This is a genomic window from Microscilla marina ATCC 23134 (assembly GCF_000169175.1).
Lineage (GTDB): Bacteria > Bacteroidota > Bacteroidia > Cytophagales > Microscillaceae > Microscilla > Microscilla marina.
Genome location: NZ_AAWS01000025.1, coordinates 73,262 through 85,765, shown reverse-complemented (window position 1 = coordinate 85,765; position 12,504 = coordinate 73,262). Strand labels below are relative to the sequence as shown.

Below are 12,504 nucleotides of genomic sequence, written 5' to 3'. Positions count from 1 at the left end.
GAGCTCTGCGAAGCTAATAGCTAAAGCTATTGACGCAAAAATTAACGAAGTCAGCGCGTAAAAATCACTTTTTTAGCCCAGATTATAACCGAGCGTAAGCGAGCTCTGTTTCACCATTGACAATAAACAAGAAAACTAATTTTTAAACATACTCTAAAGCCATACACAGCTTACAGGGCGATGCAAGAAATCAGTTTTTATATGAATTATCCCATCGGAATATCATCCAGCTCTTTCAGGTTTTTGGTCAATTGCTCATCAGAATAATGGTGATCCTGGAGTTTTCCAGCAAAATAATCTTCGTACGCCCGCAAATCAAAATGCCCATGCCCACACATATTAAACAAAATCACTTTAGACTTTCCTTCCTCTTTGGCTTGATTCGCTTCGCGAATGGCACCCGCTACTGCATGCGTAGCCTCTGGTGCAGGTAAAATCCCCTCAGTTTTACCAAACAATACCCCCGCTTCAAAACACTCCAATTGCTGAATGGCCTGTGCCTCAATGATTTCGTCTTTGAGCAACTGGCTTACAATAGCTCCTGCCCCGTGGTAACGCAACCCTCCTGCATGAATGGTAGGTGGCACAAAGCTATGCCCCAAAGTATACATAGGTATCAAAGGAGTCATACCTATACTATCGCCAAAGTCATAACGGAACTCGCCTCTGGTAAGCTTAGGGCAAGAAGCTGGCTCAATGGCCAAAAAACGCAAATGGTCTTTGCCTTTGGTAAGCTTATGACGCAAAAATGGAAAGGTGATGCCAGCAAAATTAGACCCGCCACCAAAAGGAGCCACCACCACATCAGGAAAGTCTCCTGCCATTTCCATTTGCTTCATTGCTTCCATGCCTATAATGGTCTGGTGCATAAGCACATGATTGAGCACACTGCCCAACGAATACTTGGTATGCTCATCTTGCACCGCACGTTCTACGGCTTCTGAAATAGCAATGCCCAAACTACCTGGCGAGTGAGGGTCTTGAGCCAATATTTGCTTGCCCGCTTCAGTCAAGTTGGTAGGCGAAGCATACACACTTGAGCCCCAGGTATTCATCATAATCTTACGATAAGGCTTTTGCTCATAACTCACTTTTACCATAAACACCTCACACTCCATGTCGAACAAACCACAGGCAAAACTCAAGGCACTCCCCCACTGTCCAGCCCCTGTTTCAGTGGTAATCCGCTTTACCCCTTCTTGTTTGTTGTAATACGCCTGCGCCACTGCAGTATTGGGCTTGTGCGATCCACTGGGGCTTACTCCTTCGTATTTATAGTAAATTTTGGCAGGTGTATCCAACGCTTTCTCCAGGTCGTACGCCCGATACAAAGGGGTAGGGCGCCATTTTTTATAAATGTCTTGTACTTGTTCTGGTATTTCATGCCAACGCTCTTGCGAAACCTCTTGCTGGATAAGTGCCATAGGAAACAAAGGCGCTAAATCGTCGGGACCAATGGGCTGTTTGGTACCTGGATGCAAAGGAGGCAACATGGGGTTGGGCATATCAGCCTGAATATTATACCATTGGGTGGGCATATCTTTTTCAGATAGCAAAATTTTGCGTGTTTTACTCATAGTTTTGAAAATAGGTATTGGGTAATTAGTAGCGGTAAGCCTTGGATACCGAGGCATCCCGGTGCAATTAGCCCTGAGCTATCAATAAATATAACTGACTCATTATAAAATATTTACACCTAATTATTAGATGCATTTCATTCTCTTGTAATATATAAATTTTAGAAGAAAAATGTTAACATCCGAAGGATTTTAGTCAAAAGGTGAGCCTTGCCCACAAATCAATAATTCTATGCATATTTGCAGATTATAAAAATAGCATTTGCCAATAAATTCATTCACCCATGTTTTTACTCAAAACCCATACTGTCCCCCACAACGCCCCCGCTGCCCGCCTGAGTGACTACGCTTGTGGCATTTTTGAGCAACTCCCCTCACGCAAAGGTGTAAAAAAAGCCATCAAAAAAGGCGCAGTACGACTCAATGGCATGCCTGCCGAAACGGGTCGTTGGGTACAACCAGGCGACATTATCACATTGGTCGATTTGGAAGAAACTCCCCCCAAACAGTACGAGTTTACCTTGGAAGTGGTATACGAAGACGACCACTTTGCCGTGATCAACAAACCCGCTGGGGTAAAAGTAAGTGGCAACCAGTACCGCACTATAGTAAATATGCTACCAGGTAACCTTAAGGCCTCTCCCCTACCCGATGCCCTCAAATGGGCAAAACCTGTACACCGACTAGATGTGCCTACCAGCGGGCTGTTGATGGTGGCAAAAACCACTCAGGCACATATACACCTGGGGCAACAACTGGAGCAAAAAACCATCAAAAAAGCTTACCATGCCATAGTAAAAGGCACACCCGCTGCACGGGGGCATATTCGTACCCCAATTAATGGGCAAAGCGCCCACAGCGAATTTGAGGTATTGCAAACTGTGCCTTCGCTTCGCAACGAAACTTTGTCGTTGGTACGTCTATCGCCCCATACTGGACGCACCCACCAATTACGCGTTCATCTGGCAAGCTTGGGGCACCCCATCACTGGCGACACCACGTACGACGAAGCCGGTAATACCATGTTACACAAGGGTTTATTTTTGGCGGCTACTTCATTGCAGTTACAACACCCAACGCTCACTCAAACCATTGAAGTGAGTATTGATATTCCTCACAAATTTGCCAGTTTGCTCGAACGCGAAGCCAGAAGGTGGGAGAAGTTTAGGGCTACATAAGCAATAAACAATGTTGATATGCTTTGGCAAGGCGTTGCAGGGCTCAATATATCTTTTGCTAAAATTTGCTTTCTGTAAAAAATATCTGAATTTTTGAAGCTTGGTACACTAAATAAAACAACGCATGTTTGCTATACAAGAGGTGATACACAAATATGGTGATAAAACAGTGCTCCAAGCTCCCAACTGGTCAGCCGCTCAAGGCGAACAGTGGTTGTTACTGGGGAATTCGGGGAGCGGTAAAACCACGTTGTTGCACATTCTGGGGGGGCTGCTCAGGCCTACATCGGGCCAGGTACAAATGGCTGGGCAAAGTTTACAAACCTTACAAGGCTCCCAGCTCGATAAATTCAGGGCAAAAAACATTGGCTTGGTTTTTCAAAAACCGCACCTTATTCAAACCCTCACCGTATTAGACAACCTGCTGCTGGCGCAATACCTGGCAGGAGTTAAACAAAGCAAGGCAAGGTGTATGGATGTACTGGAACAATTGGGCATGCAAACCCATAAAAAATCGTATCCCAATAAGCTTAGCCAAGGCGAAATGCAACGCGTATCGGTGGCGCGGGCAGTACTCAATGCTCCCAAAGTGTTGCTTGCCGATGAACCCACTGCCAGCCTTGACGACCATAATACAGTACAAGTCATCAATTTGTTGAAACAACAGGCACAAGCAGTTAACGCAACCCTGGTGATAGCCACCCACGACCAAAGGGTAAAAACAGAAATAAGCCAAGTGTATGAATTGTGAGTAATGACTAGTATTGTTGTTATGACAACCCGTTCTTTTAAGTCTCCAGACTTGTTTGCGAATGCAAAGCCAGGTAATAGTTAAAGCCTGTTGAGCCATTCGGCTAGAAAGCCTGCCTTGTAAAGATCGGAGACTTCTTTTTGCCATAAGTTTCAAGTGCCCTTATGGAACACTTAAAACAGCCTGGGGAGCTACCGACTCCGGGCTAATTAACTCCGGACTAATCACTTGTTTGCGAATGCAAAGCTCGGTCATAGTTAAAGCCTATTGAGCCATTCGGCTAGAAAGTCTGTCCTATAAAGATCGGAGACTTCTTTTTACCATAAGTTTCAAGTGTGGGGTTTCGATAGGGCGTGGAGACACTGCCCTCCGAGCACAAGCTCGGAGCAGGCGAGGCGGGAATATGGTTTTTCTGGAGTATATTCTCCTAAAGAACCTTTTATAAGAAAACCCTGATCAACCATGAATTAATAACTAAAGCATGAACTTACTCAAATTAAGCTGGAGTTACCTCCAAAAGAAAAGACTCAACACCTTCCTCAACACTTTGTTGTTGGCGTTTGGGGTAGGCATCATTATATTCTTATTGCTAGTGTTGCACCAGGCAGAAGAAAAACTCAGAAACAATGCTCAAGGCATAGACTATGTCATTGGCGCCAAAGGCAGTCCATTACAACTCATTCTTAATGCAATCTACCACATGGACAGCCCTACGGGCAATATTCCACTTTCTGAAGCCAACGCCATTGCCCGCAACAAACGCCTGGTAAAACGAGCCATTCCGCTTGCCTTAGGCGATAGCTACAGGGCTTACCGCATTGTGGGTACCACCCATGAGTATGTCGATTTTTATCAATGCAAAATAGCTGAAGGCAAGCTTTGGCAAAAAAACTTTGAAGTAACCATAGGAGCCACTATAGCCCAGCAACTGGGGCTAAAAGTGGGCAGTAAATTTTATAGTGCGCATGGGTTAGAAGACGATGAAGACCTTGCCCACAAAGACCACCCATTTATAGTAAGCGGCATTTTGGCACGTTCGGGCACCGTAGCTGACCGCCTGATACTGACCAACATTGAAAGTATATGGGAGGTACACGGGCAACATGATCATCATCACGAGGAACCTGTAACACATAAAGAACACCATGAGGAGCATACAACCGACTCAACCCATACTGAAAACCACCACCCTTTTGTGCAAAAGAAGGAACCTGTAGCACATAAAGAACACCATGAGGAGCATACAACCGACTCGACACATACCGAAAACCACCACCCTTTTGTACAAAAGAAGGAAAAAGAAATCACGGCGATGCTCATTCAACGCCGCTCGAACATGGCTATAGTGATGATTCCGGCAATAGCCAACCGAAGTAATAAAATACAGGCAGTATCGCCCGCCCGCGAATACCTCAATCTGCTCGAAAACATAGGCATAGGAGCCGATGTATTGCAATACTTTGCTTATATCATCATTGGCATTGCCGGGCTAAGTATTTTTATTGCTTTATATAATGCCCTCAAAGAGCGGGAATATGACCTTGCCATTATGCGTACTCTGGGAGCCACTCGCCTCAAATTGTTTACCCACATTATTTTAGAGGGAATGTTATTGGCAAGCGTGGGAGCAGCTTTAGGTCTTTTGTTGGGGCATGGGGCAGTAGAGTTTACCGGGCAGATGATTAGCCACAGCTCGCAAATGTCGATCACAGGCTGGCAATGGCTCACCGCCGAACTAGGAGTAATAACCCTGGTATTGGGAGTTGCCTTATTTGCCGCACTTATTCCTGCCATACAAATCTATCGAATCGATATTTCTAAGACTTTGAGTAGATAGGTTTTTAATTACGAATGGATCAATTACGAATGAGGGAATTACGAATTACGAATGAACGCGAAGCAACTACGGTCTACCGACTACCGACTCCGGACTAATAGACGAATGGATCAATTACGAATTAGTCAATTACGAATTAAAGCGAAGCCACTATGGTCTACCGACTCCCGACTAATAGACGAATGGCTTCGCCCAATTCATAATTCGTAATTAACTTACGCAAAGCGACTCCCGACTCCGGACTAATAGACGAATGGCTTCGCCCAATTCATAATTCGTAATTCTCAAACTCGTAATTAACTTACGTAAAGCGACTCCCGACTCCGGACTAATAGACGAATGGCTTCGCCCAATTCGTAATTCGTAATTCTCAAACTCGTAATTAACTTACGCAAAGCAACTACGGTCTACGGACTACTAACTCCGGACTAATAGACGAATGAGGAAACCGACCATAAAACCATAAAAAATGAAAACATTCATCGATCAACTCTTCGCCCAACTACCTACCCAAAATGCCCCAGGGCTTGCTTTAGCAGTGGTGCAAAAGGGCAAATGTGTACTCCAACAAAACTATGGGCTTGCCAACCTTGCCGAAAACACCGCCATCAACTCAAGTACTGTGTTTGACATTGGCTCTACGGCAAAACAGTTTACTGCGGCTTGTGTGGCTTTGTTGATAGAAAACGGTGATTTGAACCTGGAAGACAACGTACAAACGTTTGTGAGCAACCTGCCCGATTATGGCTACCCTTTGCAAATAAAACATTTGATTTACCACACCAGTGGGCTAAAAGACTACCTCGAACTCGCCTATTTGCGGGGAATGGACGAACACGCCTATTATAATACAGCCTACGCCTTGCAATTACTTTTGCATCAACCCGACCTTAACTTTGTGCCAGGCGACGAAGAGAGGTACAGTAACTCTAACTACTTGTTGCTGGGACACATAGTGACACAAGTCAGCGGTCAATCGTTGCGGGAGTTTGCTCACCAGCACATTTTTGAGCCACTGGGTATGCACAATACCCATTTCCACGACTCTTTTGCCGAAATTACTCCTCATAAAGCTGTAGGCTATTTGCCCGACCCTAAAGGTGGCTACCAAGAGTTTACCTCTAAAATAGACGTTGTAGGTGATGGAGGGCTCTATACCACTATAGAGGATTTAACACGTTGGGATCAGAATTTTTATGACAACCAGTTGGGCAAACAAAACCCTGACTTGATAAAGCTCATGGGTACACCGGGCAGGCTCAACGATGACACGGCTTTTGAGTATGGATTTGGGTTGATACTGGGCAACCATCAGGGCAAAACTGTACAACGCCATGGAGGAGCCTTTGCGGGCTACTGCGCCGAATTGCTTCGGTTTCCCAAAGAAAAACTATCTGTCATAGTATTGGCAAACCTTGCTACCCTATCGCCTTGGACTATAGCTGAGCAAGTAGCAGAGGTATTTCTGGGCAATGCTCCTTTGCCCTCAGTGGCTTGGGCACCTGCCCACGCTCCTACCTCCCCTTCGCTCCAACTGTCCAAAGAACTATTGACCCAATACACCGGAGGTTATGACTTGGGGGCAGCTACTCCACTAGAGGTCATCCAAGAAGCTGGACAACTACTGTTAAAATATGGTGCTGAAGATATTTTACAACTCACTCCACAAGCTGAAGGTATTTTTACAGAACCTGAATACAATATTGTAATAGAGTTTAAGCAATCGAAAGGTGCAAGGGTACCCTTTATGGTATTCAGGACTCCCGATCAGGAAATTATTGCTGCCAAAGTACCCATCAATCATCATGTAGATATAGAGGGGCTCAAACCCTACACAGGTAGTTACTATTGTGCAACGCTCAAAGTGGTGTACGATTTATTTGTAACTGAAAAAGGGCTACAGTTGAGCATAGACTTCAACCCACCTTTTTTATTGCACATTACCGATACCGACTTCGCTGAAGGTAAAATTGGCTCGTTTCGTTTTTTTCGCAACAACGACCGCTCCATCAGAGAGTTTACCCTCAATACAGGCAGGGCAGACTACCTTCAGTTTATAAAATTATAATTGTTTTGTTATAAAAATTTGGCAATTGCACTTCACGAAAAAGCATATAACTACTCAAAAAAGCATTGCCATTATTTTATTTCGCATAAAACCTTTATACTTACTGTGATTTTTACCTAAAAAAACGAACTTTGTTAGTAGACTTTCGTGATAGATTAGTAGGGTTTATGAGTAGAAAATATTTATATATCAATTGATTATAACAAATCTCTACAACTCTTACTCTTTATATTGGTGAACTAAATGAAGCAAATCTTAATTATATACGGCCCTCCTTATTCTGGCAGTAGTCATACTGGCTTGCAAATAGCAGATTACTACAAAGGCGTATCTTTATCAGTAAGTGATTTGATGCGTAAAGAAGTAAGAGAAAAAAGCAAGTTGGGCAGTTTATTGTCCAGTTATATCCAAAAAGGTCAGGTAATTCCCCTCTCAGTTACTGAGCAACTATTATACGAAAGCTTCAAACAACACCAAAACGAAGAGTTACTCGTTTTTATCAACTTCCCCAAAAACACCTCTGAGGCAGAATCTATTGCCGAAATAGCCCCTCTGTTTGGCTACCAAAATATCAATACTGTATCGCTGGTCATTAACGAGCAAATGATTATTGAACGTATGCAACAAGCCAATACCCATGATGTAGAAGCCATCTGGGAAAAGCTGGAGAGCTATTATACCAATATTTCATTTGTAATCAATCATTATGAAGAAACAGGTATCCTTCAGGTCATTGATTTTAGCGAAAATGTCAACTTTCTGGTAGAAGAAATCAGTAAATCGACTGGCCTAAAGGTCACCCCCTAATATTTTTTTTGCTTACTCTAGTCACTTTGCACTAATTTTACTTTTTTATATAAACTATTCGCCCTATATTTGCAACATCATTTAGGGAAAGGCTACCAATATTGTCTACAGCCACCATTTTGATAAAAAGTAAAACTTAAACTTGTAACGATGGCGTCTACCAAGGAAAAAATAGTACAGATGGCAATTGAGATATTCAACAAGAAGGGGATCAAGAATACCACTTCGCGTGATATTGCCGATGCACTAGAGATTAGCCGGGGAAACTTATCGTACCATTACAAGTGTAAGACTGACTTGATCGAAGATGTGTATAAATACATTTTTGAGTCGAAAGAAATAGAAATATTGCCCAATGGCTTGGTAACATTGCACCATTTTCACGCGCTTTTTAAGCAAATGATTGATTTTCAGGATCGTTACCGTTTTTTCTTTTTAGATATTATAGAAATACTACGCGACTACCCCGCAGTGGGCAAGCTGTACCGCGAGCGTGCCCATCGCCGAACGGCACAAGGCAGAGCTTTGATCAATTACTATATAGGCAGTGGGTTGTTTCAACCCGAACCTATTCCAGGCATTTATGACCAACTCTCTAATACAGTTTGGATTGTGCGTGTATTTTGGCTCAACCAAGTGTGGATCAAACAAGAATGCAAAAAAGACGGTACAGTGGCGATGGATAAAAAACGAGCGTTGGAGTCTATCTGGATGCTGCATTATCCGCACCTTACCGACAAGGGCAAGGTAGAATACTTTGAAATAATGAAGCTGGTAGCAAAGCCTGCTTCTTAAAAGATACAACACTATACACTTAAATATCAGTCATCCTTCTTCTGCTGGCTATCATCAATATCAGGTTATTTACACCAACAAAATTGGCTACAAGCCAAAAAAATTTAAAATATATTAAAGAACATTAAAATTTCACATGTTGTGAGACACAAAGAAACACTATGGACAAGAGACTTCGTATTGTTCTGCTTGTCGTACTTGCTCATGGCAGCCGGGTTTTATTTTTTACTTCCGGTATTGCCTCTATATGTTACTCAAGTACTCGAAGAAGATAAAACAAAGATTGGTTACATCATAGGTTTATATGCGCTGTCGGCTTTATTGATCAGGCCATTTAGCGGCTATGCGCTTGACACCTTCGGGCGCCGCAAAGTCTACATCATATCTATGGTATTGTATGCCTTTTCTATGTTTTTGTATAGCTATGCCACTACCTTTTTACTTCTTTTAAGTTTGCGTTTTCTGCACGGTTTTGCCTGGGGCATGGTCACTACCGGAGGGGGAACCATTCCGGCTGACCTTGTCCCTGCCCGTCGCAGAGGCGAAGGCATAGGTTATTTTGGGCTTTCGGTTACACTGTCGATGGCACTAGGGCCTTTGGCGGGGCTTTGGATATTGGGCAACAACAACTTCTCGCTGCTATTTTATATAGGCTTTGGTGTTTCTATAGCATCGCTGATACTTGCCTATATGGTAAAATATCCCAGCATTGCCCAAGCAACCAGCGAAAGCAAACAAGTGGCTCCTGCCCCCCGCAAAAAAGGACAAATGTTTGAGGCTAAAGCAAGCCATGCATCAGTAGTAGTATTTTTATTTGGCTTTGCCTACGCCAGCATATTTGCTTTTGCGGCAGTATACGGCACCGAAACAGGTGTAGGACACAGTGGCATGTTCTTTTTGCTACTGGCAATCGGGGTAAGCATTTCGCGCCCTTATGCGGGCAAGCTGATGGATAAAAAAGGCCCCCAACAAATTATGCTGTTAAGCTTTATATTGGGCTTTGTGGGCTTTTTGTTGCTGTCTGCCACTGGGCACAGCCTAATAGTATACCTCACGGCTGGTTTTATCATAGGCTTGGGTTGTGGGTCTATTATTCCTACCCTGCAAACAATGGTCATGAATATGGTAATACCCGAACGCCGTGGAGTAGCAAATGCTACTTATTATGCAGCGGTTGACTTGGGCATTGGCTTAGGCTCGATCATACTGGGCTATGTTGCCAATTGGGCTTCTACTGCTCAAATGTTTCAGTTTTGCGCCCTGATGTTTGTATTTGCTGGCATTTACTTTTTTTCTATGGCAATCAAGCATTATCTCCGCAACAGCATTGCACTTAACTAAATTCGCATTAATTATGGATTAATATTATAGATTAATGAATCAATGACCAAACCCAATACTTCCTTGAGAGGTGTTGGGTTTTTTTGTTGTTATTTGGCAGCGTATATTTTATCTTGGGTAACCTTTACCTAAAAAATTGTCCCTAATATGACTAAAAAAATCTCTTATTCCCTCATAGCAATTGCTATTATAGCTATAGTAATCATACTTACAATCCAACAAAAATATAAATACGGTTTTATTGACAAAACTGGCAAGATAGTCGTCAAAGCTAAGTTTGGCTACCTTAACCCTAGCAAATATGGTGAAGGACTTTGGGGAGTAGCAAATGGGGGCAAGTATGGATTTATCAATGCTAAAGGTGAGTTTGTAATAAAGCCTCAATACGATCTCAGTACGGGCTTTATCGGAGGAGTTGCCGCAGTAAAAAAAGGGGAGAAATGGGGCTATATAGACAAAACAGGCAAAGAGGTATGCCCTATAGTATACGATAAGGTAGATGTATTGGTACACTCACCTATGTGTATGCTCCAAAAAGATAAAAAATATGGGCTTTTCAATCGCCAAACTAACACCTTTATTGACCTCAAAACAGACAAACCTATTTTTTTTGAACCTAACAAACCTATAGCTCCATTCGTGAAAAACGGGCTTTATGGCTTTGTAAACCGCCAAGGCAAAGTATTGATTCAACCCACTTATGACAAAGTCACTTTCTTTTATGATGGGCTCGCAAGAGTAGAAAAAGCAGGCTTTTATGGCTTTGTAAACCGCCAAGGCAAAGAAGTGATTCCTGCAAAATTAAAAAATGTTTATACTTTTTCGGGAGGGTTAGCCGCCCTCAAAAAAGACAGCTTGTATGGATTTATGGACACTACAGGCAAAATGGTAGTTAACCCACAGTTTACCAACGTGGCAGGCAGCTTTGCCGAAGGTTTGCAGGCAGTGCAAAAAGACAAACTATATGGTCTAATGGACACTACTGGCAAGGTGGTGATTGATTATCAATTTGATAAGGTCGAAGATTTTTATAAAGGAATCGGTTTAGTAAAAAAAGGGGGATACTGGGGAGCCATTGACAAAACAGGCAAACTGCTCATGCCTGCCCAATACGATAAGCTAAAGGTATTAACAACGCAATTGCTCAGCTTTGAAAAAGACAAAAAAACTGGTTTAATAGACATCAAGGGTAAAGAAATACTCAATACACCTCAAGCCTATCGTTTTGCTTTGTTGCAGCCAGAGATATTGGTAGTAACACTCAACGACAAGCATGGCATCATGGACACCCACGGGAAAATGATTACTCCTCCTCAGTTCGACAAAGCACCCCAAAAAGTAGGCAATGTATATTTTGCGCCACAAGGCGAACGTTACGCTATACTAGACAGTATGGGCAAAAAAATATCAGATACCATTTATAGCACTCATCAAGATGAGGCAAAAGAAGGGCTCATTTATGTAGAAAAACTTGGTAAGTACGGCTTTGTTGATACCCAAGGAAGACTAGTGATTGATTGCCAATACAACCTGGCTTATCCCTTTTCGGAAGGCTTGGCGGTAGTGAAAAAAGGCGATAAATATGGTTATATTGATAAAAATGGCAAAGTCGTGATTCCGATAAAATATGCCCAAGCATTTAGTTTTCAGGATGGAATTGCTATTTTTCGTCATGAATATTGGGGTTGGTAGTTAAGAACTGAAGTTACGCAGACCTACTTATTTTGATGGTTATATGGCTTTATTGTTCAATGGTTGGGCTACGCATTGCTCAACAATAGAAACATGTGACCTTCAGAAAACTGCGTAACTTGAGTTAGGAATTAAGAATTAACCACTCCTGACTAATTACTAAACCATGGGCTACGAATTTTTAACTAACAAATTCATAACCCACTTAAAATGAGCATACTATGAATTTGTCAGCTGCTTATGAATTGAATCTACAGCAGCTTGCTGTGATGAGCTCAACAAAGTTAAACAGGGTGTACCTAGTGGAGGTTATGCCGACATCCCGTTTGTGGGGCACCTAGTGTTTTGGGAACTAAGTAGTTTATATACTATTTCGAGTTTATTTTGGTGGCTGTCAAACCTCCAAAAAACGAGCATAGCTTAAGCTACGTGAGTTTTTTTAGGTGAAGTCAGCAGGC

The 12,504-nt window shown here is 42.7% G+C and carries 9 protein-coding genes; 8 read left to right on the top strand and 1 reads right to left on the bottom strand.

Going from position 1 to position 12,504, the window contains the following annotated elements; genetic code table 11:
* Positions 1–206 precede the first annotated feature (206 nt).
* Positions 207–1,577, bottom strand: a complete 1,371-nt coding sequence (locus tag M23134_RS21700) for a TrpB-like pyridoxal phosphate-dependent enzyme (RefSeq protein WP_045114070.1) — start codon at positions 1,575–1,577, stop codon at positions 207–209.
* A gap of 284 nt (positions 1,578–1,861) precedes the next feature.
* Between M23134_RS21700 and M23134_RS21695 the strand changes: the two genes are divergently transcribed.
* The 8 genes from M23134_RS21695 to M23134_RS21660 all read left to right on the top strand — a co-directional run bounded on the left by M23134_RS21695 (position 1,862) and on the right by M23134_RS21660 (position 12,046).
* Positions 1,862–2,755 carry an RluA family pseudouridine synthase gene (locus M23134_RS21695; RefSeq protein WP_002699964.1) on the top strand — a complete coding sequence of 298 codons (894 nt, stop codon included), beginning with the start codon at positions 1,862–1,864 and terminating at the stop codon, positions 2,753–2,755.
* Positions 2,756–2,879: 124 nt separating this feature from the next.
* On the top strand, positions 2,880–3,506 hold the full coding sequence (locus M23134_RS21690; protein WP_002699962.1) for an ABC transporter ATP-binding protein: 627 nt from the start codon (positions 2,880–2,882) through the stop codon (positions 3,504–3,506).
* Between the two features lie 481 nt (positions 3,507–3,987).
* Positions 3,988–5,343, top strand: a complete 1,356-nt coding sequence (locus M23134_RS21685) for an ABC transporter permease (RefSeq protein WP_002699960.1) — start codon at positions 3,988–3,990, stop codon at positions 5,341–5,343.
* A gap of 469 nt (positions 5,344–5,812) precedes the next feature.
* Positions 5,813–7,411 carry a serine hydrolase domain-containing protein gene (locus tag M23134_RS21680; RefSeq protein WP_002699957.1) on the top strand — a complete coding sequence of 533 codons (1,599 nt, stop codon included), beginning with the start codon at positions 5,813–5,815 and terminating at the stop codon, positions 7,409–7,411.
* A gap of 243 nt (positions 7,412–7,654) precedes the next feature.
* Positions 7,655–8,218 carry a nucleoside monophosphate kinase gene (locus M23134_RS21675; RefSeq protein WP_002699953.1) on the top strand — a complete coding sequence of 188 codons (564 nt, stop codon included), beginning with the start codon at positions 7,655–7,657 and terminating at the stop codon, positions 8,216–8,218.
* A gap of 150 nt (positions 8,219–8,368) precedes the next feature.
* Positions 8,369–9,013, top strand: coding sequence for a TetR/AcrR family transcriptional regulator (locus M23134_RS21670; RefSeq protein WP_002699952.1), 645 nt, complete (start codon positions 8,369–8,371; stop codon positions 9,011–9,013).
* A 141-nt stretch (positions 9,014–9,154) separates the two neighbouring features.
* Positions 9,155–10,354, top strand: coding sequence for an MFS transporter (locus M23134_RS21665; protein WP_002699951.1), 1,200 nt, complete (start codon positions 9,155–9,157; stop codon positions 10,352–10,354).
* A 147-nt stretch (positions 10,355–10,501) separates the two neighbouring features.
* Positions 10,502–12,046, top strand: coding sequence for a WG repeat-containing protein (locus M23134_RS21660; RefSeq protein ID WP_002699950.1), 1,545 nt, complete (start codon positions 10,502–10,504; stop codon positions 12,044–12,046).
* Positions 12,047–12,504: the final 458 nt, after the last annotated feature.

What these genes read in the sequence shown, in the direction of transcription:
- M23134_RS21700 (WP_045114070.1), bottom strand. Translation starts at nt 1,577, where the DNA reads ATGAGTAAAACACGCAAAATTTTGCTATCTGAAAAAGATATGCCCACC.
- M23134_RS21695 (WP_002699964.1), top strand. Translation starts at nt 1,862, where the DNA reads ATGTTTTTACTCAAAACCCATACTGTCCCCCACAACGCCCCCGCTGCC.
- M23134_RS21690 (WP_002699962.1), top strand. Translation starts at nt 2,880, where the DNA reads ATGTTTGCTATACAAGAGGTGATACACAAATATGGTGATAAAACAGTG.
- M23134_RS21685 (WP_002699960.1), top strand. Translation starts at nt 3,988, where the DNA reads ATGAACTTACTCAAATTAAGCTGGAGTTACCTCCAAAAGAAAAGACTC.
- M23134_RS21680 (WP_002699957.1), top strand. Translation starts at nt 5,813, where the DNA reads ATGAAAACATTCATCGATCAACTCTTCGCCCAACTACCTACCCAAAAT.
- M23134_RS21675 (WP_002699953.1), top strand. Translation starts at nt 7,655, where the DNA reads ATGAAGCAAATCTTAATTATATACGGCCCTCCTTATTCTGGCAGTAGT.
- M23134_RS21670 (WP_002699952.1), top strand. Translation starts at nt 8,369, where the DNA reads ATGGCGTCTACCAAGGAAAAAATAGTACAGATGGCAATTGAGATATTC.
- M23134_RS21660 (WP_002699950.1), top strand. Translation starts at nt 10,502, where the DNA reads ATGACTAAAAAAATCTCTTATTCCCTCATAGCAATTGCTATTATAGCT.